The sequence below is a fragment of the Streptomyces sp. T12 genome (genome assembly GCF_028736035.1).
Lineage (GTDB): Bacteria > Actinomycetota > Actinomycetes > Streptomycetales > Streptomycetaceae > Streptomyces.
The window spans coordinates 8,798,885-8,824,386 of record NZ_CP117866.1 but is presented as its reverse complement, the minus strand read 5'-3'; the positions used below and the strand labels follow the sequence as shown (position 1 = coordinate 8,824,386).

Genomic DNA, 25,502 nt, shown 5'->3' with positions numbered 1-25,502 from the left:
CGGAACCGCCCGCATCCCCTGCTGCTGCCGATTGCCGAAGGCTACAGTCACCCCCAACTTCGGCGTTTCCGCTGGGGTCGTCTGGGTGCTCGGGCGCTCCGCTTTCGTTCACACAGATCGCTAGAAGGCGCTGCTGTTGCAGCCCATGTCCGCGCCCAGGTGGGCGTCCTGCCCACCGGCGTTGCCCTCGCCGTTGAGCCCGTTGCCCAGCAGCCCGTTGAGGATCCCGACCTGGCCGAGGACGTCGGGGTTCAGGTCGTGCGACTTACAGTCGGAGCTCTGCAGGACGCTGACCTTGTCCCCGCCCTGGCCACCTTTGTCGCCGTGGCCGTCGAGGCCCTGGGCGGTGGCGGTGGCGGTGCCGGCGAAGCTCGCCGGCATGGGCCTGGCCCTGAAGGACAGCCCGCCTGGCGACCCGACCGCCGCTGCCCTCTCGGCCCGGGTGATCTTCCTCGAAAAGCTGTGGCGGGGTGGGCCCAGATGACTGATTCGAGCACATCAGTCGGGGCCGCTCCAATCGAAGGGGAAGTACTTGCTGGACTTGCCACTTCGGCTCCAGCTGAAGCCGAAGGCGTCCGCCCGGTCGGTGGTGGACCGGCCCCAGGTGGCAACCTGCCCCGGACCGACCTCGGCACCGGGGGCGTTGTGGACCTGGACACGCGCCCCCTCAGGCGTGGTGGGACCGGTGAGGGCCTCGGCACGAGCACTCACCCGGCTGGGGATCTCGGCGCGCCACGACCCCAGGTCCTCGTCGACTTCGACGGTGATCGGAGCGACGTCCATGCCGCGCATCTCGGGTCCGAAGACCTCGACGAACTGTTGCGGCCAGCCACCGGCCTCACCCCCGAAGATCGCGCCGAGTGCGGCGCGCTGCTGGTCGTCGGCGCGCTCGTCGACGAAGACGGCGGCGTACGGGTCCGTGTGCTCGCCGGTCCACACGTTGCCGCTGAAGGACGCGAGCATCAGGACATTCAGATCGTCGAGCCGGACATCCCCGAACTGTCCCTCACGTATGTGCCAGGCCATCACGCCCTCACAATCGCCCTCGGACGGGGGCTGGGCGAATGTGCACGGGCACGGTATGGCGCATTTGCAGGTGTCGAACCAGTCGCCGGCCACGCGCCAGGGCGGGCTGCTGGTGGTCTGCTCAGCCATCTCGCTCCTCCTCTCCCAGTTCACGGAGTGGCGTCACTTCCAGGGTGCGCCTGGCCGACGCCTAAGCGAAGCCCTTCGGAAGCGGGAGGGGCTGAGCGGGCCCCTCGCACCCACACGTATGGCAACCGTGACGTCACAGCACATCGCTGTGCAGCAGTCGCCCCCCAAGGTCACTCAGCAACCGCACCGGGAGGCCCGCACTGTCATGCCGGTTGTGTCCCGTGGCCCGGTCATGCGCTTTTGAAGCCTGCGATTCTGTGCTCTGCTGGAGATGTCCTCACAGTGCTCGCCGCGGCCACCGGAGCGGCGGGCATCCTTGGGAGGCACGCCATGCCGCATCTCCGGCTCGCCCCACCGGAGCCCACCCGGCCGGGGGTCCTGCTACCGAGGCGTGATCTTGCCCTCGGCTGGTTCCTGCTGACCCTGATCGCCGCTCTGGCGTGGGTGCTCACGGCCGCGCAGTCCCGCGACATGGGGATGGAGCCGGGCACCATGGGCCTCGCGCTTCCGCTCTTCCTCCTCCTGTGGGTGATCATGATGGTGGCGATGATGCTGCCGTCGCTGGCACCCGTGGCACTCACCTGGGTACAGGCGATCAACCGCGGCACCGCGGGCCGCGTCCGTGCGCTGCGCCTCACGGAATTCGTCGGCGGCTATCTGCTGGCCTGGTCCGGGTTCGGGCTGCTCGTGTACGGGGCCCTGGCGGCGACCGGCCACCTGGTCGACGATCACCCCGAGGCGGGGCGCTGGATCGGTGCTGGCGCCTTCCTGCTCGCGGGAGTTCAGCAGTTCGGGCCGCTGAAGCGGGTGTGCCTGCGGCACTGCCGCAGCCCGATGTTCCAGCTGCTGCGGTACGCGCGGTTCCGGCCGTGGGCGAAGGATCTGCGGGTGGGCGCGCACCACGGGCTCTACTGCGTCGGCTGCTGCTGGGGGCTGATGATCGTCCTGATCCCGCTCGGCGTGATGAATGTGGCGGCGATGGCGGGACTGGCGGCGGTGATCTTTCTGGAGAAGCTGTGGCGGGGCGGTCCCTGGCTCAGCTGGGCGGTGGGCGTTGCCCTGTTCGTGCTGGCCGTACTGGCCCCGTTCCAGGACTGGCTGCTGCCGGGTCTGCAGATGTCGGGTCCGTCGATGGACCGAATGCTGGCTGCGGCGCTCTGACCGGCTGTCGGTCGTCCCACCAGGTGGCCCTCGGCAGCTGAAGTACCCGGCGCTCGACACACAGAACGGCATTACGAAGTTCACCGCCACGCGGACGTGGCCGCGTCGGCGTCCCCGGACGCGATGACGGAACCCTGGTGAACCAGGGAGAACACTGTGCCGGCCTGGTGCGACGAGACGGCGCACTGCACCTCTACACCTCTACCCGCGCCCGGTGGGCGCGCCCTCGGGTTGTTCGCTGGAGAACGTGTACTCGGACACTTCGCCGTACGCCGGCTCGAAGGTCAGGCCGAACGCCTGCGAGCTGCCGGTGGTGGTGCCGATGGTGAACTCGGGCGCGAATCCGAACATCGCGTTCTTCACCTTCGTCGGTCCCCCGTCGGGCCCGCGCAGCGGCTCGAATGCGAGCTGCGTCCTCCCGTCGACGCTGAGCCGGGGCGTCTCCCCGTCCGTGAGGGAGATGCTCGCCCGCTCCACGCCCAGGTTCTCGCCGAAGAACTGCGAGAGCTCGCCGAACGCGCCGCCCTCGCTCCCGGACACGATGCGTTCGAGCGCGTCGGCCTGGGCATCGCTGGCCCCGTCGTCGATGACGAAGCCGACCTTCCAGTTACCCGCGGTCAGATGAGAGGGGAACTGGTTGTACAGGGCGAAGTCCACGCCGGACAGGTCCACCTCGTCCAGGTGCCCTTCGGCCACATGGAAGGCGGCACATCCAAGGCACTCCTCGCGCCCTTGAGGGTCGTGCGGCATCGCGTCGACCGCGCATCCGCAGACCACTGCGCATGAGCAACCAGCCAGGTAGTTGCCCGAAATACTCCACGTCATGACTGCTCCTGAAGGCTGGACGATGACCGTCGCCCGGCCGTGCGGACGACGACGGCACCAAAAGCGGTGGGCGGGGAGCGAGCAACCGGCGGGGAGCGAGCAGCCTGCGGGGCGCGAACGCACGACACCCCGCCCCCGGGCGTGCCCCTCGCCGTGGCGGCGTACGACCCTTCCATGACCGGCTCACTCAGCGGGCCGACATTTCGGTCCCGGTGAGCCCCTTCTCCCCAAGCGTAGGCACGCCGAGGGCGCGCAAGGTATACCCCCCAGGGGTAAGGTCTCGTCCGACACCAGAAACACCTCGGGACGGGGTGGGTCCATGGCCGCGATCGGGCACGCGTTGTCCATCGCCGGGTCGATGACCTGGGAGGTCACCTGGGCGCTGATCCTCGGCTTCACGCTCTCCGCCGTCGTACAGGCAGTGGTGCGCCGGTCGACGGTCGTACGGCTGCTCGGCGACGACCGCCCGCACACGCTCGCCCTGTCCACCGGGCTCGGCGCCGCTTCATCCTCCTGCTCCTACGCGGCCGTTGCCCTCGCCCGCTCCCTGTTCCGCAAGGGCGCCGACTTCACCGCGGCGATGGCCTTCGAGATCGCCTCCACCAATCTGGTCATCGAACTCGGCATCATCATGGCGCTGTTGATGGGCTGGCAGTTCACCGCCGCGGAGTTCGTCGGCGGGCCGGTGATGATCGTCGTACTCGCCGTGTTGTTCCGGCTCTTTCTGCGCCAACGGCTCCTCGACAAGGCCCGCGAGCATGCCGACCATGGGCTGGCCGGCTCCATCGAAGGCCACGCGGTGATGGACATGTCGGTGGGAGGGGCGGGCAGCTTCCTGCGCAGGCTGTTCTCTCGGGACGGGTTCACGTCCGTGGCGCACATCTTCGTCATGGAGTGGGCGGCGGTCCTGCGCGATCTGGTGACAGGGCTGCTGATCGCGGGCGCGATCGCCGCGTGGGTGCCGGACGAGTTCTGGCGCACCTTCTTCCTGGAGGACCATCCGCTCGCCGCCAAGCTGGTCGGCCCGCTCGTCGGACAACTCGTCGCGATCGCCACTTTCGTGTGCTCCATCGGCAACGTGCCACTGGCGGTCGTGCTGTGGAGGGCGGCATCAGCTTCGGCGGCGTGATCGCCTTCATCTACGCGGACCTGCTGATCCTGCCGATCCTGAACATCTACCGGAAGTACTACGGCGCCCGGATGGCCGCCTTCCTGCTGGTCACGTTCTTTGCCGCGATGGCGGTCGCCGGGTATGTCGTCGAGTTCGTCTTCGGCGGCCTGGGACTGATCCCCGACCAGGCCGATGCCAAGATCCCTGACGAGGGCATCACCTGGAACTACACGACCTGGCTCTAACATCGCCTTCCTGTTGCTGGCCGCGGCCCTGCTCGTACGGTTCTGGCGCACCGGCGGCCCGCACGGAGGGCCCTGCCCTCCTGCGACTCCAGTGCGGCGGCCACGGTTTCTGCAGCGCCTCGGCGCCGACTCCGGCACAGGAGCGTACGTACACGCCATAGACGAGGAAGGTCAGCAGATCGGCGGCAGAAGACGGATCGCTCATGAACTGCCTGCGGTTCGGGGGCTGGCTGGCCGGCCGGCCTCATCGCCAACATCCTGACCATTCCCGGCCGCTACGACATCGCCCTGCGCGACTTCGGACTCCTGCTCGGCGCCGTCGCCCTGGTCCGGCTCGCCGACGGCTACCACGCCACGCGGCAGCCCGCCGACCCGGCGCCCCGCGCACTCCCGGGCGGGTGAGCGACCGCGTCCCGCTCATCCGCCCTGCAACAGCTCAAACAGGGCCGCGCCAAAGTCTCGCAATCGGCTCGACCACCTCACCCGGTGCTCACGGCCCGGCACAGCCATCGGCGCCTACGACCAGAACTCGTCGTACGACTGCGGGTCGGCCGTCAGCACCCAACCTTCGGTGATCTTGTCGTCACTGATGTGGAAGACGATGGCGTAGTCCATATCGAGTTCCTTGCCTGCACGTGATGCGGTGACGTGCAGCAGCGCGACTGTGTGGTCGTCGTTGGCGAGGACATCGTGGAGCTGCGGCCGATATGTGCCGCCTGTCAGCTGGAACTCCCGTCCGAACAGCGCGAACGTGTCCTCACGCCCTCGGTACTCTCCCGCCAGGGGGTTCCTGCCCCCGATATGCCACACCACCTCGGGGTGAAAGACCTCCGCCAGCGCATTCATGTCGCCTGCCGCGAAAGCGGCCATGACGCGCCGGAACACAGCGATGTTCGGGTGATCGGTCATCAGTGCCTCCGTCGGGCCCCCCACGGACCATACGTCGCGCGACACACCATGGCTCGGCATCGCTGGGCCATCAGGCCGAGCGACGCATCATCACGCGGCGCGGCCACAGTGACGCCACCCGGCATCCACCGGCACGCGCACCCGGATGGCGGCCTTCTGCCGGCTCCGCGGCGGGGACAGATGGGGTCACCGAGGAAGGAGCGGTGCCCCATGGTGAACAACGCCCATGCGCGTCACAGCGGTGAAGGCAAAGCCTTCTGGATGCTGAACGGCCTGTACGAGGTCAAGGCGTCGAGCGACGAGACCAACGGCGCCATGACCGTCATGGAGATGACCATTCCGGAGGGGATGGGCCCACCGCCCCACACCCACCCCGGCACCGAGAGTGTCTACGTCATCGAGGGAACGCTCCGCTATCACATCGACGGCGAGACAGTCGAAGGCGGCCCTGGATCCTTCTTCCACATCCCCGAGGGCACCCTGGAGCGGTTCGAGCCCACCAGCACCGTACGACTCCTGGTCACCTACACGCCGGGCGACGTGGACAAATTCTTCGCGGAGGCAGGCGAACCCGCCCAGCGACGCGAGCTGCCGCCCCGGTCGGACACCCCGGCGGACATTGACCGCATCATCGAGATCGCCGCACGGCACGGAATTCAGATGCAGCCGATGCCCGAAGCCTGAGCGCGTTGGCAGAAAGCCGCGATCACGCGGCCTGAACTGGGCAGTGGTCCGACAGACCTGGCCGACCGCGCCGATGTCCCGATGCTGCTTGGGCGGCATCCAGCGGGGTTGAGGGCGGTGACGGCGACGAGATTGGAGTCCGATCTCTGGTCGATGACTTCGTTCTCGAAGGAGGCGAGGTAGCAGTCCGGGACGAATTCGACCAGGTGAACGCAGAAGAGCGTGCCTGCCGTGCGGATGTGCTCTTCGTTGAACTCCGCCTGGTGGTGATTGCGACCCCTGCCAGCCCTGCCGCCCGACACCACGAGACGGATCACGGTCGAAGTCCACCCCTGGGGAGGACCGCCGCCTGCCACTCTGGCCTGGTGTTCTTCAAGCCGAGCGAGGGGCGATCTTTCAGTGCGGTGTGATCACCGCGTCAGTCGACACACCTGAAGCCAAATGACCGACCTGGACTCAGTTCTCCTGCCACGACCCTCGCCCGCGCCTCTTGGGCAGATGTACGCCGGCATGGTCACGTGGCGCGTTGGTAATCGTTGCTCGCCTCGGTGGGGTGTCAGTGCCTCACCCTAAGGTGACGAGCGAGTGCTGGAAGTGGTGGAGGGGATCCCAGTGGCATACGTGCAGCATCTTTCGGTCCGGGTGCCTTGGCATGACACAGGCTGGGAGGGCCGAATCTGCGCCGATCCACTAGGCAATGCGTCGTGCGTGCTACTGGAGAACGTCGGGCGACGGCGGAAAGACGAGCTGGAGGTCGAGTATGCGGGCCAGGCCTTCAGCGCGTTACCGGACAGCTTGCCCGCGTGTGCTGGTGAGCGGGGCGGGTTTCTGAGCAGCAGGGATCATGTGCTGCGGACATCCCACCCCTACAACCATGCCCTCAAGACGCTCAAGGGTGCGTCCGTTCCGATGCCCGCATGGTCGGTCCACGGCATCCCGTTCCGCTGGCTCAATCGGGCGATGCTTCTGGACGGTGTCATGGAGCAGCAGCCGGTGGACGGCTACAGCTCGGAGGCAGAGGAGTGTGCGATTTCCGCGCTGGGCTTCGAACCTCCGTGGGTCCTTCACGGGGACAACCAGAAGGCTGTCATCGACACGTTCTTCCAGGATGTCGTCGAAGGGCAGTCGCTGGTCTTCTTCTATCTCAAGCACGCTCCGTTCGAGGACCATCCCCGTCGAATCCTCGTCGGTGCGGCATTGATCGCCTCGGTCACGCCGCCCGGCCGGTGGCCGGCTGAGGGTCCCACCCCGTTTCCCAATCACATGTGGGAGACGGTGGTACGGCACACGCTGCGGCCGGACGGCAATGGAGGCATCCTGCTGCCGATGCAGGCCCTGGCGCGGATCGCCGCCGATGGTACTGATGTCTCGCGTGCCCTGGCGCAGGCCCCGGAGACGTGCTGGGAGTTCTCGTACGGAACCGAGCACGTGCCGTCAGACACAGCAGTCGCCTCGCTGATGGAGCTCAAGCGTGCCGCCGAAGCTGCCATCGAACTGGGCTGTGAGCTGCCGCAGCGGTCCTTCGACTGGCTCGACGAGCAGTTGCACCATGCCTGGCTCCGCCGCGGTACCGCCCCTGGTCTGCCCGCGGTGCTGAGCCTCCTCGGCGTGTCTCACCCCACGTTCGCGGCCCGAGAGGTGACGTCTGCCGTCAGCGACAGGGAGGACCCCTGGCCCGTACTGGAACGGGCACTGCAAGGACGCGGCGGTCCAGCCTCGGTCACCGCACTGGCCACGCCCACCCGCCAGAAGGTCTGGGCGGCGCTTGGACACGATCAACGCCAGGCTCTGCGACTGCTGGCCCGCTTCGACCTGACTATGGACCAAGTGCGCCTGGTATGTGAGCAGAAGACCACGATGCCACTGTCCGTGGAGGAGCTACTCGCAGACCCGTACACCCTGGTGACCTGCACGGTGGACGACGCGGATCCGATCCGCTTCGAAGCCGTGGACCGGGGCTGTTTCCCCGACCTGCAGCTGACGGACCGGTATCCGTTGCCGGTCTCGGAGCCGCTCACGGATCCCGACGACAAGCGGCGCCTCGAAGCCGCGATGGCGACTGTGCTGCTGCGCGGCCAGGCAGAGGGGCACACTCTGCTGCCGCTCGAAGAGATGCTGGAGGGTTTGGAGAGGCTGAGCTCCGTCAGGCCATTGCGCCCCAGCCAAGCGGTTTTGGCAGCTCACCAGTTGCGCGCCGAGGACCTGGACGACGACTTGGACTTCAACTGGCCGCAGTTGTGCCGGACGCACGTCGCCGATGGTACGGCCGCCTACAAGCTGCGTTCCGCGCTGTGGCGCAAGCATGCAATTCGAGAGGTCATCGACCAGCTCCGCTCCACGGCCCGGCATACGGCGCCGAAGGATCTCGCGGCCACCCTGGATTCCGTGCTCGACGAGCAGGGTGAGATCGCCGAGGCCGACCGCGTCGACGAGGCCCGGGCGCGACAGGAGAAGGCCGCGGCCTTGCGTGAGATGTACGAGAGCCGGTTCACCGTGCTCAACGGTCCGGCGGGCACAGGCAAGACCATGCTGGTCAAGGCACTGGTACGACGGCCGGAGGTGATGTCGGAGGGAGTGCTGCTACTCGCTCCGACGGGCAAGGCACGGGTCCAGTTGCAGAACAAGGTCGGCCATCAGGCCCAGACACTCGCCCAGTTCCTGAGCAAGTCAGGCCGCTATGAAGGCGACACCGCCCGGTACCTGATCACCGGCCGCCTACCCCGCGAGCGCCAGTACGGCACAGTGGTCATCGACGAGGCCTCGATGCTCACGGAGGACATGCTCGCCGCATTGCTCGACGCCTTGGAACCTCGACAGCGCCTGATCCTGGTCGGTGATCCGCGCCAGCTCCCGCCCATCGGCGCGGGCCGTCCTTTCGTTGACCTCGAACGCTCAGCACGGCAGGGCCACAGCGGCTCATGGCCGCGCGTCGCTCCGGGATGGGCCGAACTCACGGTGCTGCGCCGACAGCGCGAGCTGGGCGATGTCCGCCACGACCTGATGCTGGCGCGCTGGTACAGCGGTGACGAGCGCGGGCCGGGCAGCGACGAAATCTGGCAACGTCTCCGCCAGGGCGAGAATATGCCGACGCTCCGCGCAGTTCCTTGGAATGGCCGGACGGCCGCGCAGGTGGTCGATGACGTGCTGCGAGAAGAGTTCGGCGTGGTGGACGACGCCTACGGCCTGAGCTTCGCGATCTCGTACGGCGCGGGGAGAACGCAGCGCGGAGCCAGGACGTACCCGGACTTCTCCAAGGCCGCCGCTCAGTGCGGCACTTGGCAGATCCTCAGCCCCGTTCGCGGGACGGCACACGGGACCGTGGAACTCAATCGCCACCTCAAGCGGCGCTACCGCGGTGCCTCCCTCGAGAATGCGCTGAGGAACGGCTGGAACCGCAAGGTGCCCAAGCCGCTGGGTGCGGAGCAGATCGTGCTCGGCGACAAGGTCGTCCATACCCGCAACGGCACGCGCTCCGCTTGGTCGCAGACCGAGGGCCAGGCAGCGAAGGGCTATGTCGCCAACGGCGAACTCGGTGTGGTCACCGGTCAGGTAAAGACCCCACGCATGAAGAGGCCGCCTTGGATTACAGAGGTCGAATTCTCGTCCCAGCTCGGATTGCGTTACAAGTACGGACGCATCGGCGGCGAAGACGACGTGCCCCTGGAGCTGGCGTGGGCCCTTACCGTGCACAAAAGTCAGGGCAGCGAGTTCGACACCGTCATCGTTGTGCTGCCCGCCACGGCCCGCAGTATCTCGCGGGAGCTGCTGTACACCGCCCTCACCCGCCAGACCAAGAGAGTGGTCCTCTGCCATGAGGGGCCGCTCGACGACCTCATCGAACTGACGCGGGCCACCGGATCCGACACCGCCCGCCGGTTCACCGACCTCATCGACGCACCGGACCCACGCGCGGTGGTGACACCGAGCGGCGCTGACTGCGGGCGGGTCGACGCGCGACTCGTCCACGTAGCGGTCAACGGCGTCATGGTACGAAGCAAGAACGAAGTCATCGTCGCCGGCATCCTCGAACAACTCGCCCCTGGAGCCTGGGCATACGAGCAGCCCTTCAAGGGAATCGACGGCCGCACAGTACTGCCGGACTTCACTGTCACGCCGCTGTCCGGGCCTCCCATCTACTGGGAACACCTCGGCATGCTCGACAACCCCGAGTACGCCGCCAGGTGGCAGCAGCGCGTGAAGTGGTACGCGCAGCAGGGCGTGCTCCCCGAAGAAGACGGTGGTGGCCCCAACGGCATCCTGGTCTGGACGAGCGACGAGCACGGCGTGAACGAACCGGAGTGGCGGGCACTCGCCCAACGCGTCATCGGTGCCGCGGCTATCCGCCGAGCTCGGCCTGCTCCCTCGAAGAAGACGGCCGCGCGTCGCCGCAATCCCGAGCGTCCTTGACTTGCCGGCTCATCATGAACTGCCCAGGTTCCGCGGGACCTGGGCAGTTCTCATCGGGGTATCTGGTGGGTCGAGGTCGCTGTTACAGGCCGCAAGAAAGGGTCACAGCGGCGTCCACGTCAGCTCCGTGCCATGCCCCGTTGTCCCCCCAGATGGCTCAAGTCCCGCTTCGAAAGCTGCCAGAAGCGTCCCTTCGACCTGGTCCTGCGAGACATCAGGGGCACCACCACGCTCGGCCGCCTCAAGTTCGACCAATGGGTCCTCGGCTTCGCCTACGACAGCAGCCGGCGCGTCGACTACGTCGCCGGCATCGAGAACACATGGGTCCAGCCGATACCCACCGAGGACGCCACCAAGTGGCGGATCGGCCAGCACTTCCACCACAGCGTCAACGCCTCCAGCAGCGCTCCAGACCCTCAGGTGACCGCGCCGCAGACCGTGAACCGTGACGAACTGCTCGGCGTGTGGGACACCAATCCCCACTGGAGCCTCACCTACACCTCCCCGGACAAGGGCGCCCTGTTCGACCAGGGCAACCAGCAGCGCGTCTTCTCGACCGTCGCGATGGACCTGAGCGCCGGCTCCCCCAACTCCGCCCCCTTCAACGAGGGAAGCAACGTCTACAACTCAAGCGTCCGCTACGACTACGCCGGACCGGTCGCGGGCAGCACAAGGGCACCGTCTTCACCAAGGCCCGTGGGGAACTCGTGATGAGTCAGAAGGACCCCGCGGTCAACGAAAGCGCCGTGCACATCTACGACGCCCTGAACCGCCCCGAGCGCACCTCCCCCTCCTGGCCCGGCAAGAGCGTCCCGGGATCGAAGGAACCCCTACGCCGAGTCGTCGATCCGAAGAAGATCGAAGACAATCGCAAGAAGTCCATCGAGGAATGCAAGAAGGTCTGGGGCGACTACACCGGCAGCGGCCTCGAGTGCGACGAGTACCCCTTCGCCTCCACCAAGGAAGGGTCCACCAAGGGCGACAACCGCTTCTCCGTCCGGCTGATCGACGGTAAGGACAACCGCAAGGGCGGAGAGCGCCTCAACGAGACGTACACCCTCAACCGCGTCCTGGACAGCGACCCCTTCTACGTGAAGATCACCAACTAGCAGGAAGACACCACTGACCATGGCGCTTCTCGCCGAACACACCGCCACCGCCACCCCCGGCCGCCGTGTGCTGGAGGTCTACGACGCGGACGCCTACCTCGGCGACGAAGCAGCCATGGACGCCGCAGAGACACAGGTGGTGGCCGGAAACGGCTACCACCTGTACCTCCTCAGCCTGCAACCGGACATGGAAGTCCAGATGACCATCCGCATCTGGGACACCCCACCCGCCCCGCCCACCGAGGCCGAAGGCCACACCGACATCAGCCTCGAATCCGAAACAGGCACCCTGGTCATCGGCCAACTCGACCGCGGACCCGCCGACGAGATCACCCTGCCCCGCCCCGGCGTCTACGAAGGCCACGCCTGGTGGCAGCACCGCCAAGCAGCAGCCGACTACTACAACACCACCCTCGACCAGCTCACCGACGACTCCCCCGAAGACCAGCTCACCGAAGCCTGGAACAACTGCCCCGTCACCGAACGCTACGTCCTCGACCTGGCCTACACTCGCGACCCCGAACCCATCGACGACGAAGACCTGTAAGCGGGGGCCGGACTACTTCTCCATCATGGGCTGGGGTTCGGCAGCCGCGCGGACCGCTCCCGGCGGTAGCGGCACCAGCCGCTACCGCCCCTCAACCGCCACGGTGGCGCAAATACGCGGGTCAGCGCTGCGTGCACGACCAGCCATGTTTCGGTGCGGTGTCTCTGCGGTGTGCATGTGCTCGACGAGGACGAGGAACAACCAGAGCGGCGGCTTGGGTAATCGCTTGCCGGAGCCAAAGCGAGCAAGGAGCGCGCGAGGGGTACGGCCGCGGTTGGCCTGTTCATCGGGATGGCGCTGGTTTTCGCCGGGCGGTTCGCCGACGGTGAGGGGAACCCGGCGACCTCTTCCACACCCGCGAGCACGGCAACCGGCGATGGTGAGACGAGCCGCTGCTCGGAGGACGACCGCCGACGGAAGTGAGCCGACGTCCAGGAGCGGCCCGTTCGGCCTCTTCGGGGAGTAGCGTGAATGCATCGGGAGCATTTCGCACACCGGCTCCGATGCCGGTGTCGTTCCCAGTAAGCAACGACACCGGACAGCTGCGCTCGCGCGTGAGTCCTTCACCAGGGCACGTCGAGCTGGACGGCGCATGGTGGCCTCGGTCGAGTGACCTGACACACGAACTCTCCGCTCTGGCGGACGTACTGGATCCGCCGTGGGGGTCACGGGCTGCCCATGGGAGGGGAATCGCGAGGAGGAGGCCGGACACGGACACCGGCTACGAAGAGCCTCGCCTTCTCCACCGTACTCCCGCACGCTCCGGGACGAGGCGGGCCGGATCGCGTGGCCACCGCGTTGACACGGACCGGTGCCGGACGTTGACTGGCAGCACGGTGCAGGGCCATGCCGCTCCCGAACACACGGCGAAGCATTTCTCCTTCCCGCCTCGCCCAGACCCCGCGGGAACCCACCTACCGGACAACAGTGAGGCCGGCCATGACCGTTTCACGGACCGTCAGGAACCAGGCGCAGACGATGAAGGGCAGGATCACGGAAGAGCTCGGCCGGGTCACCCGCAACAGGCGACTGCAACGCCGAGGCAGGACCGACCGGGTCTCCGGAAGCCTGAAGCAGGCCGCGGAGAAGGCCAAAGGCGCCTTTAGGCGTAGCGGAAGCGACCCCCGATGATGTACGACCAGACACGCGCCCAGCAGCCCGCGGGCCAGGCCCGGGGCCCCGCCGAGCGCCGTACCCCAGGCCCGGAGCCACTGCTCCCGTCGGCCGAACGGGACAAGATCGTCCAACGCCTCCGGCACGCCCTCAACACCTTCGCCGACACCCCGCGCGAGGCGCTGGAAGAGGCCGAGAGCGCCTATGACGAAGCCAGCGCCCAGCTCGTGAAAGCCCTCGCGGAACGACGGCGTCTCCTGCGCGCCGGCTGGCAGGACCAGGCCCCGGAGGCACAGTCCGACGGACTCCGGCTCGCGCTGAGGCAGTACCGGGAGATCACCCAGCGACTGCTCCACATCTAGGCGGCCACTACTCCGCGCCGCAGGGAAGCGCGGAGTAGTGTGGACACTACCGAGAGCATTTCGCACACCGGCTTCCACGCCGGGTCGTTCTCGGCGAAGGATGAAACCCGGGCCGCCGCAGAGGCGGCCCGGAGACGGGTCCGCATCATGTCGGCGACCTTGCTCCACACCCTGCCGCCCACCGAGCCCGTCGCAGCCCCGGCCGCGCGTCTCGCCCTGAAGACCGACGGCACCTCCCGTGGACTCCTGGACGGTGCCTGGTGGCCCCGCTCGCGGAATCTGCTGAGCGAACTGCCCGCACTGACCGACGTGTTGGATCCCTTGTGGGGCCGCATCACCCGCATCGCCGTCAACCCGGAGCACTGGCCGGTCATCCCCCGCAAGATTCCCGTGGACGGCCACATCGTCAAGGTCGGCTGGTTCACCCCGGAGATCGACCCGCACAAGCTGCTGCTGCTCTCCTACGGCACCGGCCGTTGGGACCTGCTGGTCATCCCGCCCGAGACCGGGGCGGCGTCTGCGGCCCGTCTGATGGCTGCCGCGTCCGACTACGACGGCCCGCCGCTGACCGCGAGCGCTCTCATTGCCGCGGACGAGGCCCGGCACGGTGTCTCCGCGACCGACGGGCCACTGGACCCGGACGAGGCATGGGAGTACGAGGGCGGCGCCTCGGCGGTGGCCGCGGCCGTTCCGGAACAGGCCGGTCCGCCCGGCCGGACCAGTCGTCTGATCATCGGGATGTGAGGTGGCCGCCATGAACACCTTCCTGACGGCCGCCGCCTTCTTGGTTCTCATCGCAGGGGCGGCGTACGTGATCCACCGGCTCAACATCCAGCACGCCGACAGAATCGCCGTGCGCCGGTACAGCGCCCCCCTGCCCGGCCGCCGCGGACGCGGCACACCGCAACCCCCGGTGGGTCCGGACCGGTCCAAGTCGCCGACCACGGGCGAACGGCGGGACCACCGCGACGGGGGCCGCGGCCGGTTCCCGCCGCGCCGCCGCAGCAGCCGTACGTCGCCGGGCCTATGACGCTGCGAGGAGCGGCCGGGTCCCATGAACCGAGGCGTCATGGCTCTTCCGCAGCCGAACATCTACCGGCACGACCGGGGCAGGCGAGCACTGATCATCCTGGCCGGTGAGATCGGCCCGGCCACCGCGCCCCGCACGGCTCCTCACGGACAGCGGCTCCGATCTTCTGCTCCTGTGTGGGCTCCGGGAGAGATGTGATGCACAACGGGACGAAGAGCCGGCTGTTCCGACCGTGTGTGACATGCCGCCTCTGGCGTAATGGGCTGTTCGGCGTGGCCCGCCGCGTCACTCTGTGCGGGTTGATCGCGGTCGTGTCGGGAGCCCAGGTGTGCAGATCACGTGAGCGGGTCGAGCGCATCCGCTGTGACCGCAGGACGGACCGCGCGTGTCGGTGCGGGCGCTGGACTCGCGGCACGAGGTGAGCATGGACACGGCGGCCGAAGCTCCGACGACGCCGGTGCGGGAGTGCGGTTATGGCGGAAGGTGAGCGCCGATCCGACGAGGGCGTGCTGGACCGGTCGGAAGGGTTCGGTGAGCGGCTGCTGGGGGTGCTGCTGGACCGGGCGCACGAGATGCCGCCGCAGCTGATCGCCCCGCTGATCGCGGAAGAGGTGGCCAGGGTCGGGGGCCGCGACGTCTCGATCCTGCTGCAGGACTATGGCCAGCTGGTGTTGGTGCCGTTGCCGGGTCGGCGCCTCATGGTCGGCGAGCCTGAGCCGATCGGTGACTCTCCTGCCGGCACGGCCTTTCTGCATGCGACCACCGTCGAGGTGCCGCAGTCCGACAGTGTCCGGATGTATCTGCCGTTGCTGGACGGCAGCGACCAGGTGGGCGTGATGGCGCTCACCCTGGACACCGTCGATGACGACGACCGGCGGCTGCTGCGCAGGCTCGCCGGCCTGGTCGCGGACATGCTGGTCACCAAGCACAGCTACACCGACCAGTTCTTCCTCGCCCGGCGCCGCGAACCGATGAGCGTGGCCGCGGAGATCCAGTGGTCCCTGCTGCCGCCGCTGGCGATGTCCGTCCCTCAGGTCTCGGTTGCCGGAATCCTGGAGCCCGCCTACGACGTCGCAGGCGACAGCTTCGACTACGCCCTCAATGAGGACATCCTGCACGTGGCCATGGTCGATGCGATGGGCCACGGCCTGGATGCCGCCACGATGGCGACCGTCGCCGTCGGGGCCTACCGGCACGCCAGACGTGCCGACATCGGCCTGTCCGAGATCTACACGTTCATGGACCGGGCCATCGCCGGGCAGTTCGGGCCCGACCACTTCGTCACCGCCCAGATGATGCGTCTGAACATCACGACGGGCCACCTGCAGTGGGTCAACGCGGGCCACCCCGCACCGCTGCTGATCCGTGACCACGAGGTCGTCCGGCAGTTGGGAGGCCCGACCACCTTGCCCGTCGGCTTCGGCGGTGAAGAGCCCCGGATCAGCGGGCAGATGCTCCAACGCGGCGACCGAGTGCTGTGCTTCACCGATGGCTTGATCGAGGAGCACGAGGCCGGCGAAGAACAGTTCGGCGAAGAACAACTCATCCACTGGGTCAACCGCATCGAACGCACAGAGAAGGGAGTACGAGCGGTGGTGCGCTCACTCTCCCACGCCCTGAAGCAGCAACGGGGCGGCCGCACCACCGACGACGCGACCCTCTTCCTGATCGAATGGCGAGGGGGCGCCGCCGACCACCTTGCGCTCCTGGAGTGAGCCGACAACCGCACGACCGGCTCCGTCATGCGAGCCACCGCGTGTTTTGCACCGCCCATATCCTTTGCACCGTCCATATCCTGGGATTGGGCTGCTTCGGACCGTCCGTCACACGATGCGAGGACTACGCTGCTGTGTAGACGTCCCAGACCCCGGCGGCATGCTGTTGCTGAACACAGATGGCTGCGGGGTGCGGACTCTTCGCCTGTCACCCGGCGCTTCCCCGGAGGGAACTGGGTGGGTCCTCTGTCCTGCTGCGCAGGCTGTCGGACCGGCCGCGGCTCTGCCTCCGCCGAACGTACGCTCCTGCCGGGGGCGCGCCCAGGGTGCCGGAACTCCGGCTCACCGTGCCGCTGCCGGATGGTCTTCCGAACCGAGGCGTCATGCCCCTCTCACAGCTCACCGTCCATCGCCATGACCAAAGGAAACAGGCGCTGATCACCCTGTCCGGTGAGATCGACCTCGAATCCGCGCCGTTGGTGCTCGAGTCCCTGGAACGGTGCCTGCGGGACGGTATCCGCACCATCGACATCGACCTCACCCCCGTCACCTTCTGCGACTGCAGCGGACTCAACGCATTCCTCCACGCTGCGCAGCAGACCACCGTGGCCGGCGGGACTCTGCGACTGCACCATCCGCCGACGACACTGGCTCGGATTCTCGACCTGGCCGACTGCGGGTTCCTGCTCCTCGGCCTTCCGTTCGACCACGTGCCATGTCCTCTCGGCGACACCCCGGCCGCGCCCCGTCCAGCCCCGTCGCACCGGTCTCTCCCGCCTGTGCCTGTTCTCTCGGGCGATGTGCGATGACGGCCGAACCCGGGCGGGGACAGTCACGGAAGCCGGGGGACGGCGAGCCGTCCGCCGTGGCTCCGGCGCGGTTGCGTCGGCTGAGCCGTTGGCTGGTGGAGGGCCTGCGTGAGGATCTGGCGAGGCTGTATGTGGAGTCCCGTGCAACGGCGCCGGGTGATCCATACCGCCGTCCCAGCCGCCAGAACTTCCTGAACCGCCTCACCGTGGACATGCGCCGACCGGGATTCGCCATGGTGATCGCCGAGACGGACAGCCTGACGGGATGCGCCTTCGGATTCCCGGTAGGAGGCGACGGCTCCTGGTGGCTCGGCTTCGACCGAGCATTGCCGCGCGGCATCGAGCAACTCACAGCGTCCGGCAGCGTCTTCGCGTTCGCCGCAATCCTGATCCGGCCGCACCCGCAGGACCGGGAACTCGCCCGCCGTGTGCAGGAGCGGCTGCTGACCGACCATCAGGCATCGCTCGGCACCACCCTGGTGGACCGGGCCGATCGCCCGACCCTCGCTGCGCTCCGCTCCTGGGGGTGGCTGGATGTCGGAGAGCTTCGCAGGCCGGCGGGCGCCACCACGTTCCGCGCGCTGGTACTTCCCTTCGGGGAACGCACAACGGCGAGGCTGGAGGGCCTTGTCACGATGCCTGGAGGCGGTGGCCCCGGTGGGCCCTGACAGGCGGTCGACCCGCATTCGGATGCTGGTGGCCGAGCAGGCGGTGCGACGCGGTGCCCGGGTGAGTGTGGTGGACGTGTGCGCGGCGGCCGTGGCCGCGCTGCCGGTCGGCGGGGCCGGGCTGTCGGCGATGTCCAAGGCTGCGCCGAGCCATCCGCTGTGCAGCACCGACGACATCAGCGAGCAACTGGAAGAGCTCCAGCTCACGCTGGGCGAGGGGCCCTGCGTGGACGCCTTCGTACGCGGCTCGGCCGTCCTGACACCCGATCTGCTCACCACTGAACTTCAGCATCGCTGGGCCGTGTTCGCCGATGCGGCCCTGGAAGCCGGAGCCCGTGCGGTGTTCTCGCTCCCTCTGCAGAAGGGAGCGATCAGACCGGGGGTTCTGGACCTGTACGCCAACATTCCGACCGTACTGGACACGGAGGAACTGGCCGACGCACTCGCGTTCGCCGATCTCGCGACGCTGCTCCTGCTCGACACAAGGATCGACGAGGCGGGCGCGCCGACCGGCGAGCCTATGGCGGACCGCAGCTTCGAGGACCTGGGCGCATACCGGGCAGAGATCGACCAGGCCAGCGGCATGCTCACTGCTCAGCTCGGAGTCGGCATCGAAGAAGCCTTCGTCCGGCTCCGCGCCTATGCCTATGTGCAGGGACGCCGGCTCGCGGACGTGGCCGCCGACGTGGTGGCCCGACGGCTTCGTTTCTCCCCGGACGCGGAGCCGGATCAGGACGAGAAGGAAACCTGACGTTCGGTGCCGGCCGAGGAACGTGCCGTACTTCCCGCCCCTTCGGGCAGGGACTAGTCTCAATCGAGGGTGCCCACGATGGATCAACAGCTTCTGGCCAAGACCTTCGTCGAGCTGGCCGACAATCTGGTCGCCGACTTCGACATCATCGATTTCCTGCGCCTGCTGACCGACCGCTGCGTCGGCATGCTCGACGTGAGCGCCGCCGGGGTGCTGCTCGCCGACCGGGACGGCAAACTCCGCGTCATGGCCGCCTCCGACGAACGGGTGCGCCTGCTGGAGCTCTTCCAGCTCCAGAACGACGAAGGCCCCTGCCTCGAGTGCTTCCGCATGGGCGTACCGGTGATCGTCCCCGACCTCGGTACGGTGACCGCCCGCTGGCCGCGCTTCGCGGTGGCGGCCCAGCGCAGCGGGTTCGGCGCGGTCCAGGCCCTGCCCATGCGTTTGCGGGACGAGATCGTCGGCGCCCTGAACCTCTTCCGCACCGCCCCCGGCCCCTTCGACCCGGCCGCCACACCTGTCGCGCAGGCCTTGGCCGACGTCGCCACCATCAGCCTGCTGCAACAACGCACCGCTGAGCGCAGCACGGTGCTCAACGAACAGCTGCAGACGGCGCTGAACAGCCGGGTACTGATCGAGCAGGCCAAGGGGAAGCTCGCCGAACGCCAGGGCATCGACATGGAGCAGGCGTTCACCGCGCTGCGCGGCTACGCTCGCGCCCACAACCGGCGCCTGGCCGATGTGGCCCGCGCCCTCATCGACGGTTCCGAACCCCTCGCCGGCCTGGGGTCCTGACCCACGCCGTGCAGGAGGCCGCTACTGCTCTGCACCGTCCTCGATCAGGCGGCGGATTGAGTTCCGGTCATGGCGTGGATCGCTCGCCGTCCGCTGGGCGCGCACGCCGTCACCTCCGGTCGGCAGCGGCCACGTCCCGGAGCTTGAAGTTGCAGTGCTCCGACACGTCCACCAGCAGGTCCCAGGCCCTCGCGCTGGAACACGGAGCCAGGGCCATCACCATGCCTCGTGCCTGGTCGATGACCGCACGGCTCGCCGGCGCCCGGCCCAACTACTCGTTTGTGGCGCGCAGTTCGACGACCTCGGCCAGCAACGCCGCGTCCCCCTCAGAAGGCACAGTCCTCAGCAGGGCACAGTCCTCAACAGCCGCTGTTCTTCATGGGGCGGGGTCATTTGGTGCATGGTCCGTACCTCACAGGGCAGTCATGCCGTCCGTGGGTGATCAGCGGCGCGCCAGCCGGTGCCGGGTGGGCAGCCCCGTACGTACCGTGGCCAGGGCCGGCTCACCGGTGGTGGTGTCCACATCGACCGCCTCCAGGACACCGATCTTGTGCGACTCGATGTCGAGCGACTTGCCCTCCCAGGCGGCGACCAGGGCCCCGGCCGCCTCCGAACGCAACCCGTGGCTACCCGGCCACTTCACGGGTACCTGCGGTGTTCGCGGTCCCGACGGTCCTCGCGCCGCCAGCGCGCCCGGTTCTGACGACTGTAGCGGCGGTCCCAGCGTTCCTGGCGGTTCCGGCGCTCCTGGTAGTCCCGGTAGTCCCCGAGATCGGAACTGCCGCTGCGGCTCCGGCCGCCGCCACGATCGCGGCCGTGTCGGGTGGCGGTATAGACCAGCAGGGCCGCGGCCACCCACCAGATGGGATCGAGGAAGCCGAAGCCGAACAGGACCGTGATGAGGATGAGGAGCAGGACGAACACGCTGGGCCTCCCCGGGAGCGGGACAGGGCATCGATACCGGGGACTGGGGCCTCACCCCGCAGCGTAGTCCTGCCCAAGGGTTGCGGATAGCGTGCGACGTAAGCGCGTCCTGCCTGGCATGGATGGCTGCTTGGCACCTGTCGGGAAAGTGCGGCGAGGACTAAGACCACACGGCCCTCACTGGCTCGACGGCATGGTCAGTGCAGAGCGTGCTGGAGGGCGGTGTCGTTGGCCCAGGAGCCGCCTCGCACCTTGCAGAGGCCCGCGGATCCGAAGAGGAACCAGGCCCGGCAGCGATGACGAACTCGCGGCCCCAGCGAAGTGACCAGTGGTAGGGCCGCACCTCATCTGCGCCGTTTCAGTGCGTGTGCCATGCGTGGGAGTTCCTCGTACAGCAGCCGGCCGACCAGCGCCCCGCCGAAGACGACGACACCCACGCCGACCAGCCAGGACTGGATGACCAGGACAGTTCCGACAGGTCCGAAGGTGACGGCGTTGGAGGCGATCAACGGCGAGAAGACGAGCCGGGAGAAGACCCTCAGGCCGAGCAGCCCGATCACGGTGGCCACGGCGCCGGGCAACAAGGCACGCCAGCGGATCCGCCCGCCGAGCAGCAGGCGCTGGGACCACCACAGGAACAGCACGGCACTCAGCGACGCGACGGCCCCACCTGCCAGGGGTTCACGCCGCAGCGTGGTGGTAGCGGAGACGTAGAGATATCCGGTGAGGACGCCGAGCCACACCACGTGGCGCCATCTGGCCCACCAGCGGGCCGGAGGCAGGTCCCAGACCTTCTCGTAGCCGGTCTGCACCGCCGCCCCGAAGCTCAGACCGAACACGGCAAGGGCGGCGATACCGAACGCGGTCGTGGTCCGCAGGGCCTGGCCGGGCCGGGTGAACAATTGCTCGACCTGCCCCATGGAGGCCGTCGACACGCCGAGCCCTTCTCCCAGCCACTGCGCGAATCCCCGCCCGTGCTCGGGATCGGCAGAGGAGACAATGATCAGCAGCGGCACCAGCGTGAGAAACCCCAGCGCGGCAAAGCCCAGCGAGCGCGACCACAGTTCAATATCCCTGCTCCGCCGCCATCCGCGCCCGACCGGCGAACGGCTGATCACATGGCGCAGCGGCCCGAACCGAGATGAACGGTCCGCGGCGCCGGAAGGCTTCATCGGCATGTCTGTCGACTACCCCGTTCGGAACCCTTGCCGCGCGAGGGCGCGACGCAGAGATGCCCGGATAACCTGGAAGAACGATGGGCTACCGGGCTCAGCGGGCTGCGACTGCCCGAGGGGGCGGCTCGTACCGGCCCGGATCAACGGCTCAGGAGGCCGGCCATGATCCATTCAGCCGATATCCGCGAGTGGCGACATGCCCTACCAGACGGGCGCGGGCGGCAACTCGCGCGCCACTGATCGCCCGCTCAGCCACCCAAGGGAGGTGTACGCGTCATGGCCCTCTTGCTGTTTCTCCTTCTGGTCGCCGTCGTGCTGGGAATCATCGGAGTGGCGGCGGAGGGGCTGGGCTACCTGCTGATCATCGGCATCGTGATCCTTGTGGCTGCGCTGGGCCTCATCGCCGTCCGCTGGTCCCAGCGCACCGGTCATCGCCCCCTCCGATAACGAACGACACCCTGTACTCCGTGGAAGCACTCGCAGCAGCAAGTGCAGCCCCATTGCGCAAAGGACAGACCTACGGCACCGTCCTCGTCGACGTCGTGAGCCGGGCCAGTCGGCCTTCCCAATTCCGGCTTCGGTCCGCACCCACGATGAAGGTCCACGAAAGAGAGGAACCCCGGCCGACGCGCGGCTGGGGTTCCTCGAGGCGATGAGTATCAGTCAGCAGGTGGAGTTGCCCACGCCGTAGACCGCTCGTCTACGCGCCGGCGGACCGCACCACATCGCGGTCACTGGGGATCAGGCGGGTCAGCGCTGCAGGGTAAGGACACCCGGACGCCAGGGCAGTTGGTCGTAGGGGCCGCCCGCGGTGGGAGACTTGCCCTGGTAGAGGAACTGCAGGTTGCAGGGGTCGATGGTCATGGTCTGGTCGGGGTTGTTGCGGACCAGGTCACCGTGGCTGATGTCGTTGGTCCAGGTGGCACCGCTGTTGGCCTTGCCCGCGAAGGGGTTGCTCTCGCTGCTGGCCTGCGGGGTCCACGAACCGCTCAGGCTGGTGGCCGTGAACGAGCGGAAGTAGCGCCCGTTCGCACCGATCGCCTCAACGATCATGAGGTACTGGTTCTGGCCCTGGACCTTGTAGACCTGCACCGCCTCGAACAGGTTGTTCGTCGAGTCGCTCATGATCGTCGTGTACGACGAGCCGAAGCTGCCCGGGAAGTTCCCGATCGGCATGCTGGCCCGGTAGATCTTGCCGTTGTCACCGGCGAAGAACAGGTACATGTTCTGGCCGTCAGCGATCAGGGTCTGGTCGATCGGGCCGGTGCCGGAGCCGGAGATGCTGCCGGTGAACAGCGGCTGCGGTGAGGACCAGCCGTTGGGGTTGGTGGGGTCGCTCGACGTGCGGTAGACGAAGGGCGACGCACCCCACTGGTACGCCAGCACCCAGATGTTCTTGGGTGCGAAGTAGAACAGCGTGGGCGCCACCGCGGCCTGGCTCATCCCGGCCTGGCCCGCCGACGCCATGTCCGACCAGTTCGTGAAGGGACTGAACCTCATCGAGCCGTACGACGATCCCGACACGTTGGACGCGTAGACCAAGTGCTTGCCGTTGTACACCACATTGGTGAAGTCCTTCAGCGAGACCCACCCGTTCGCCGGCTGCGCCAACGCACCCGTCGACGTCCACCGGTACGTCGACGGAAGAGAACACGTGCCGCCCCCCGGCGGGGCCGACGTCAGGCCGGTCCACTTCTGGTTGCTGCCGCCGTTGCACGTCCAGATCTCCACCGCCGTACCGTTGGCCGTACTGGAGCCCGTAACATCCAGGCACAGCCCGGACTCCACGCCGACGATCGTGCCGTCGGAGTTCACCCGCCACTGCTGGTTCGCACCGCCGCTACAGGTCCAGATCTGGACCCGGGTGCCGGCCGCGGTGGCGTGGCCCGGAACATCAAGGCACTTGTTGCCGTACACGGTCAGCTGGTTGCTGTCCGTCAACGTCCACTGCTGGTTGGTCCCGCCCGAGCAGTCCCAGATCTGCAGGTACGTGCCGTCGGTCTGGCTGGCGTTCGACACATCGAGACACCGCCCGGAACCAACACCGCGCAAGGCGCCGCTGGTGGCCGCCTGAGCCGGGCTGGCGACGAGCATCGCCGCCAACGCGACCAGGGCCGCAGCCGCGGCGGTGAGCACCACAGACAGATGCCTGCGGCTGAAACTTCGTCTACGCATGGGGACCTCGTGATCCTTGAGTAAGCGGTTCCGGTGGGCAGAGGCTGTCCGGACTGTCGATGTGGTGCGGTTCGTAGCGGTCCGTGAGCAAAAGAAGGATTGATAGGGCCATGACATATGCGTCGTGCGGCATGCCCCTCGTGGTTCGGCCGTGACGGTGGGCGCGACCCCGAGGTGCTCTGCTGTGCGAGCGGAGCAGCTCTGGCGTGTTCGTTATGTCGAACTTGAATCGAAGTGTCGAGCAACCTGGATGATAGGGAACCGGTGAACGGCGTCAACACCTCTCGCATGATTCGCGATTGACACCGAAACATTCGCACAGATCATGAATGAAACGCCGCAGGTCAAGCCGATCGAATGGCCGGGCTGTGCGGATGGACAGGCCTTTTGGCGCCGGAGCGGGGCCGGTTTCGCGGACAGTGTTGACCGCTGCTGGCCACCTCTCCAGTATCCGTGCCACCCCGAATTTCCGAATAGGGTCCGAAATTTCGAAGGCCCTTCAGGTGGTCTCCGGGGAAAGGGAGCCCTAGGTGCCGGACGTTCAGGCGGACGACTGCTCCGCCTCCTCGCAGCGCTCACCCTCGCCGCTGGGCTGGAACAGCTGGAACAGCGCAGCGCTCACCCTCGCCGCTGGGCTGGAACAGCTGGAACAGCTTCGGATGCGGGATCACCGGGCCGCAGGTCCGCCAGGCCGCCGACGCGGTTGATCAGATGGAACGGGTCTCTCTCACCGGCCTTCACGTCACGCCGGTTCGGCTCAGCCGCGAAGGGTGACCCCGAACCGGGTCCGCATCCGTCGCAGCTCCCACAGCGAGACGGCGGTCACCGACAGCGGCCCGCCCAGCAGCGAGCAGAACTGGAAGACCGGTGGGCCCTGCGGCATGCCGCTGTCGATCAGGTTGAAGACCGCGAGCACCCAGACCAGCACTCCAGTGATCACGGGCGGCAGCATGGGGTGGACGTGGGCGGTGTTGAAGGCGCTGCGGGCTGAGTACAGCGACGCCATGAAGAAGAAGGGAAACCCCCACACGATCACGGCCAACGCCGCGAAGGCGATCAGATAGCCAAACCAGTCCCTGCGGTTGTCGAGTGCGCTCTGGGCCGCCACGTAGAGGACCCCTGCGATGACCACCACCGTCAGCACGTACCAGCCGACCGCCTTGAGCGGGGCATGGAGCCGGGAGCGCAGCTGCGGCCGCAGGGGCGGGGGCGCGTAGAGGATGAAGCCGAGGATGACCAAGGGTCCGGTGAAAATCAGCAGGACCGGGGTGATGATCAGGTTGGCGACGCTGCCCGTCCCCGCGTCCTCCCATCGGTCCGCCTCCACGCCGTAGACGAGGACCAGCGCGAGGGTGGCGGCGGCGCCGAGGACTGTGCGGGCGACCTGGACGCGGTCCACGGTGCGGTCCTCGATCCGGCCGTCGCCCTCCTGGACGAACAGCCGGGTGGCGACGCGGTGTGCGGAGCGGATGATGGCGCCGGCGAGGAAGAAGACGGAGAAGTACCACAGGCGGCTGCGGCGGCGCGGGGCCCGCACGGGCGCCGCGGGCGGCGGGCCGTAGGGGTAAGCGTTTTGTGGATACGGGTGCTGTGGGTACGGGTGCTGTGGATACGGGTTCGGCTCGGGCGGACCGTACGGACCTGCGCCCGCGGGCGGGGGCCCGTACGGGTTGTTGGCCGGCGGCCCGAGAGGTCCGCCCCAGCCCTGGCCGCCCGGTGCGTTGCCGCCGGGTTGTCCCGCGCCGGGACCCCATCCCCCCGTTGCCATGTCTCTTCCCCCGTTCGTTTTCGGACAGTCGCTGTGTCGCATGGCGACATCGCGGCAGTGTAGT

At 67.9% G+C, this 25,502-nt stretch carries 26 protein-coding genes and 3 pseudogenes; 18 read left to right on the top strand and 11 right to left on the bottom strand.

What is annotated here, in order from left to right; genetic code table 11:
• Positions 1-120 precede the first annotated feature (120 nt).
• A complete protein-coding gene (locus tag PBV52_RS39540; protein WP_274245417.1) occupies positions 121-381 on the bottom strand; it encodes a hypothetical protein in 261 nt (86 codons plus the stop codon).
• 117 nt (positions 382-498) lie between these two features.
• Positions 499-1,155, bottom strand: coding sequence for a DUF1326 domain-containing protein (locus PBV52_RS39535; RefSeq protein WP_274245416.1), 657 nt, complete (start codon positions 1,153-1,155; stop codon positions 499-501).
• 330 nt (positions 1,156-1,485) lie between these two features.
• Between PBV52_RS39535 and PBV52_RS39530 the strand changes: the two genes are divergently transcribed.
• Positions 1,486-2,316, top strand: coding sequence for a DUF2182 domain-containing protein (locus PBV52_RS39530; protein WP_274245413.1), 831 nt, complete (start codon positions 1,486-1,488; stop codon positions 2,314-2,316).
• Positions 2,317-2,517: 201 nt separating this feature from the next.
• Here PBV52_RS39530 and PBV52_RS39525 read toward each other — a convergent pair whose 3' ends face one another.
• Positions 2,518-3,141: a DUF1326 domain-containing protein gene (locus tag PBV52_RS39525; RefSeq protein WP_274245411.1), complete on the bottom strand. Its 624-nt coding sequence runs from the start codon at positions 3,139-3,141 to the stop codon at positions 2,518-2,520.
• 319 nt (positions 3,142-3,460) lie between these two features.
• Here PBV52_RS39525 and PBV52_RS39520 point away from each other — a divergent pair.
• Positions 3,461-4,558, top strand: a pseudogene (locus PBV52_RS39520) (permease); the annotation flags it as partial.
• A gap of 455 nt (positions 4,559-5,013) precedes the next feature.
• Here the strand turns inward: PBV52_RS39520 and PBV52_RS39510 are convergent.
• Positions 5,014-5,406 (bottom strand): nuclear transport factor 2 family protein, encoded by a 393-nt coding sequence (locus PBV52_RS39510; protein ID WP_274245410.1) that lies wholly within the window; start codon positions 5,404-5,406, stop codon positions 5,014-5,016.
• A gap of 210 nt (positions 5,407-5,616) precedes the next feature.
• Between PBV52_RS39510 and PBV52_RS39505 the strand changes: the two genes are divergently transcribed.
• The gene (locus PBV52_RS39505) at positions 5,617-6,090 is read left to right on the top strand and encodes a cupin domain-containing protein (protein WP_274245408.1); all 474 of its coding nucleotides are present in this window, start codon (positions 5,617-5,619) and stop codon (positions 6,088-6,090) included.
• Here PBV52_RS39505 and PBV52_RS39500 read toward each other — a convergent pair.
• Positions 6,063-6,407, bottom strand: coding sequence for a hypothetical protein (locus PBV52_RS39500; protein ID WP_274245406.1), 345 nt, complete (start codon positions 6,405-6,407; stop codon positions 6,063-6,065). The genes PBV52_RS39505 and PBV52_RS39500 overlap by 28 nt on opposite strands.
• 268 nt (positions 6,408-6,675) lie before the next feature.
• On the opposite strand from PBV52_RS39500, the gene PBV52_RS39495 reads away from it, so the two are divergent.
• The 13 genes and pseudogenes from PBV52_RS39495 (at position 6,676) to PBV52_RS39435 (ending at position 19,396) form a co-directional block, all read left to right on the top strand.
• Positions 6,676-10,497: an AAA family ATPase gene (locus tag PBV52_RS39495; protein ID WP_274245405.1), complete on the top strand. Its 3,822-nt coding sequence runs from the start codon at positions 6,676-6,678 to the stop codon at positions 10,495-10,497.
• 132 nt (positions 10,498-10,629) lie between these two features.
• A complete protein-coding gene (locus PBV52_RS39490) occupies positions 10,630-11,208 on the top strand; it encodes a hypothetical protein (RefSeq protein ID WP_274245403.1) in 579 nt (192 codons plus the stop codon).
• Complete coding sequence (locus PBV52_RS39485; protein ID WP_274245401.1) at positions 11,208-11,606, top strand: NucA/NucB deoxyribonuclease domain-containing protein; 399 nt, start codon at positions 11,208-11,210, stop codon at positions 11,604-11,606. The genes PBV52_RS39490 and PBV52_RS39485 overlap by 1 nt, the downstream gene beginning before the upstream one ends.
• Before the next feature lie 19 nt (positions 11,607-11,625).
• A complete protein-coding gene (locus PBV52_RS39480; protein ID WP_274245399.1) occupies positions 11,626-12,153 on the top strand; it encodes a hypothetical protein in 528 nt (175 codons plus the stop codon).
• 503 nt (positions 12,154-12,656) lie between these two features.
• Positions 12,657-12,818 (top strand): annotated as a pseudogene (locus PBV52_RS39475) (DUF5994 family protein); the annotation flags it as partial.
• Between the two features lie 462 nt (positions 12,819-13,280).
• Positions 13,281-13,628 (top strand): hypothetical protein, encoded by a 348-nt coding sequence (locus PBV52_RS39470; RefSeq protein ID WP_274245397.1) that lies wholly within the window; start codon positions 13,281-13,283, stop codon positions 13,626-13,628.
• Between the two features lie 39 nt (positions 13,629-13,667).
• Positions 13,668-14,372 carry a DUF5994 family protein gene (locus PBV52_RS39465; RefSeq protein WP_274245395.1) on the top strand — a complete coding sequence of 235 codons (705 nt, stop codon included), beginning with the start codon at positions 13,668-13,670 and terminating at the stop codon, positions 14,370-14,372.
• 10 nt (positions 14,373-14,382) lie between these two features.
• A complete protein-coding gene (locus PBV52_RS39460) occupies positions 14,383-14,658 on the top strand; it encodes a hypothetical protein (RefSeq protein WP_274245393.1) in 276 nt (91 codons plus the stop codon).
• A 473-nt stretch (positions 14,659-15,131) separates the two neighbouring features.
• Positions 15,132-16,373: a PP2C family protein-serine/threonine phosphatase gene (locus PBV52_RS39455; protein WP_274245391.1), complete on the top strand. Its 1,242-nt coding sequence runs from the start codon at positions 15,132-15,134 to the stop codon at positions 16,371-16,373.
• 179 nt (positions 16,374-16,552) lie between these two features.
• Positions 16,553-17,182: an STAS domain-containing protein gene (locus PBV52_RS39450; protein WP_306801458.1), complete on the top strand. Its 630-nt coding sequence runs from the start codon at positions 16,553-16,555 to the stop codon at positions 17,180-17,182.
• Positions 17,179-17,850, top strand: a complete 672-nt coding sequence (locus PBV52_RS39445; RefSeq protein ID WP_274245387.1) for a hypothetical protein — start codon at positions 17,179-17,181, stop codon at positions 17,848-17,850. Before PBV52_RS39450 ends, PBV52_RS39445 begins: the two co-directional genes overlap by 4 nt.
• Positions 17,851-17,872: 22 nt before the next feature.
• A complete protein-coding gene (locus PBV52_RS39440) occupies positions 17,873-18,601 on the top strand; it encodes an ANTAR domain-containing protein (RefSeq protein WP_274245385.1) in 729 nt (242 codons plus the stop codon).
• Between the two features lie 78 nt (positions 18,602-18,679).
• Positions 18,680-19,396: a GAF and ANTAR domain-containing protein gene (locus tag PBV52_RS39435; protein WP_274245383.1), complete on the top strand. Its 717-nt coding sequence runs from the start codon at positions 18,680-18,682 to the stop codon at positions 19,394-19,396.
• Positions 19,397-19,505: 109 nt separating this feature from the next.
• Here the strand turns inward: PBV52_RS39435 and PBV52_RS39430 are convergent, their stop codons facing one another.
• From PBV52_RS39430 to PBV52_RS39415, 4 genes and pseudogenes are all read right to left on the bottom strand, one after another.
• Positions 19,506-19,613 (bottom strand): hypothetical protein, encoded by a 108-nt coding sequence (locus PBV52_RS39430; protein WP_274249858.1) that lies wholly within the window; start codon positions 19,611-19,613, stop codon positions 19,506-19,508.
• Positions 19,614-19,850: 237 nt separating this feature from the next.
• Positions 19,851-19,991 (bottom strand): annotated as a pseudogene (locus PBV52_RS39425) (PRC-barrel domain containing protein); the annotation flags it as partial.
• A 44-nt stretch (positions 19,992-20,035) separates the two neighbouring features.
• Positions 20,036-20,320 carry a hypothetical protein gene (locus PBV52_RS39420; RefSeq protein ID WP_274245381.1) on the bottom strand — a complete coding sequence of 95 codons (285 nt, stop codon included), beginning with the start codon at positions 20,318-20,320 and terminating at the stop codon, positions 20,036-20,038.
• A gap of 344 nt (positions 20,321-20,664) precedes the next feature.
• Positions 20,665-21,498: a ribonuclease BN gene (locus tag PBV52_RS39415; protein WP_274245379.1), complete on the bottom strand. Its 834-nt coding sequence runs from the start codon at positions 21,496-21,498 to the stop codon at positions 20,665-20,667.
• Between the two features lie 273 nt (positions 21,499-21,771).
• Between PBV52_RS39415 and PBV52_RS39410 the strand changes: the two genes are divergently transcribed.
• Positions 21,772-21,942 (top strand): hypothetical protein, encoded by a 171-nt coding sequence (locus tag PBV52_RS39410; protein WP_172628906.1) that lies wholly within the window; start codon positions 21,772-21,774, stop codon positions 21,940-21,942.
• A 303-nt stretch (positions 21,943-22,245) separates the two neighbouring features.
• On the opposite strand, the gene PBV52_RS39405 is transcribed toward PBV52_RS39410, so the two are convergent.
• Positions 22,246-23,670, bottom strand: coding sequence for a non-reducing end alpha-L-arabinofuranosidase family hydrolase (locus PBV52_RS39405; RefSeq protein ID WP_274245377.1), 1,425 nt, complete (start codon positions 23,668-23,670; stop codon positions 22,246-22,248).
• A gap of 530 nt (positions 23,671-24,200) precedes the next feature.
• Between PBV52_RS39405 and PBV52_RS39400 the strand changes: the two genes are divergently transcribed.
• Positions 24,201-24,377, top strand: a complete 177-nt coding sequence (locus tag PBV52_RS39400; protein ID WP_274245374.1) for a hypothetical protein — start codon at positions 24,201-24,203, stop codon at positions 24,375-24,377.
• Between the two features lie 50 nt (positions 24,378-24,427).
• On the opposite strand, the gene PBV52_RS39395 is transcribed toward PBV52_RS39400, so the two are convergent.
• On the bottom strand, positions 24,428-25,438 hold the full coding sequence (locus PBV52_RS39395; RefSeq protein ID WP_274245373.1) for a hypothetical protein: 1,011 nt from the start codon (positions 25,436-25,438) through the stop codon (positions 24,428-24,430).
• Positions 25,439-25,502: the final 64 nt, after the last annotated feature.

Excerpts from the sequence above, each read along its gene's own strand:
- PBV52_RS39540 (WP_274245417.1), bottom strand. The coding sequence starts at position 381 with ATGCCGGCGAGCTTCGCCGGCACCGCCACCGCCACCGCCCAGGGCCTC.
- PBV52_RS39535 (WP_274245416.1), bottom strand. The coding sequence starts at position 1,155 with ATGGCTGAGCAGACCACCAGCAGCCCGCCCTGGCGCGTGGCCGGCGAC.
- PBV52_RS39530 (WP_274245413.1), top strand. The coding sequence starts at position 1,486 with ATGCCGCATCTCCGGCTCGCCCCACCGGAGCCCACCCGGCCGGGGGTC.
- PBV52_RS39525 (WP_274245411.1), bottom strand. The coding sequence starts at position 3,141 with ATGACGTGGAGTATTTCGGGCAACTACCTGGCTGGTTGCTCATGCGCA.
- PBV52_RS39510 (WP_274245410.1), bottom strand. The coding sequence starts at position 5,406 with ATGACCGATCACCCGAACATCGCTGTGTTCCGGCGCGTCATGGCCGCT.
- PBV52_RS39505 (WP_274245408.1), top strand. The coding sequence starts at position 5,617 with ATGGTGAACAACGCCCATGCGCGTCACAGCGGTGAAGGCAAAGCCTTC.
- PBV52_RS39490 (WP_274245403.1), top strand. The coding sequence starts at position 10,630 with ATGCCCCGTTGTCCCCCCAGATGGCTCAAGTCCCGCTTCGAAAGCTGC.
- PBV52_RS39485 (WP_274245401.1), top strand. The coding sequence starts at position 11,208 with ATGAGTCAGAAGGACCCCGCGGTCAACGAAAGCGCCGTGCACATCTAC.
- PBV52_RS39480 (WP_274245399.1), top strand. The coding sequence starts at position 11,626 with ATGGCGCTTCTCGCCGAACACACCGCCACCGCCACCCCCGGCCGCCGT.
- PBV52_RS39470 (WP_274245397.1), top strand. The coding sequence starts at position 13,281 with ATGATGTACGACCAGACACGCGCCCAGCAGCCCGCGGGCCAGGCCCGG.
- PBV52_RS39460 (WP_274245393.1), top strand. The coding sequence starts at position 14,383 with ATGAACACCTTCCTGACGGCCGCCGCCTTCTTGGTTCTCATCGCAGGG.
- PBV52_RS39455 (WP_274245391.1), top strand. The coding sequence starts at position 15,132 with ATGGCGGAAGGTGAGCGCCGATCCGACGAGGGCGTGCTGGACCGGTCG.
- PBV52_RS39450 (WP_306801458.1), top strand. The coding sequence starts at position 16,553 with ATGGCTGCGGGGTGCGGACTCTTCGCCTGTCACCCGGCGCTTCCCCGG.
- PBV52_RS39445 (WP_274245387.1), top strand. The coding sequence starts at position 17,179 with ATGACGGCCGAACCCGGGCGGGGACAGTCACGGAAGCCGGGGGACGGC.
- PBV52_RS39440 (WP_274245385.1), top strand. The coding sequence starts at position 17,873 with ATGCTGGTGGCCGAGCAGGCGGTGCGACGCGGTGCCCGGGTGAGTGTG.
- PBV52_RS39435 (WP_274245383.1), top strand. The coding sequence starts at position 18,680 with ATGGATCAACAGCTTCTGGCCAAGACCTTCGTCGAGCTGGCCGACAAT.
- PBV52_RS39430 (WP_274249858.1), bottom strand. The coding sequence starts at position 19,613 with ATGGCCCTGGCTCCGTGTTCCAGCGCGAGGGCCTGGGACCTGCTGGTG.
- PBV52_RS39415 (WP_274245379.1), bottom strand. The coding sequence starts at position 21,498 with ATGCCGATGAAGCCTTCCGGCGCCGCGGACCGTTCATCTCGGTTCGGG.
- PBV52_RS39410 (WP_172628906.1), top strand. The coding sequence starts at position 21,772 with ATGGCCCTCTTGCTGTTTCTCCTTCTGGTCGCCGTCGTGCTGGGAATC.
- PBV52_RS39405 (WP_274245377.1), bottom strand. The coding sequence starts at position 23,670 with ATGCGTAGACGAAGTTTCAGCCGCAGGCATCTGTCTGTGGTGCTCACC.
- PBV52_RS39395 (WP_274245373.1), bottom strand. The coding sequence starts at position 25,438 with ATGGCAACGGGGGGATGGGGTCCCGGCGCGGGACAACCCGGCGGCAAC.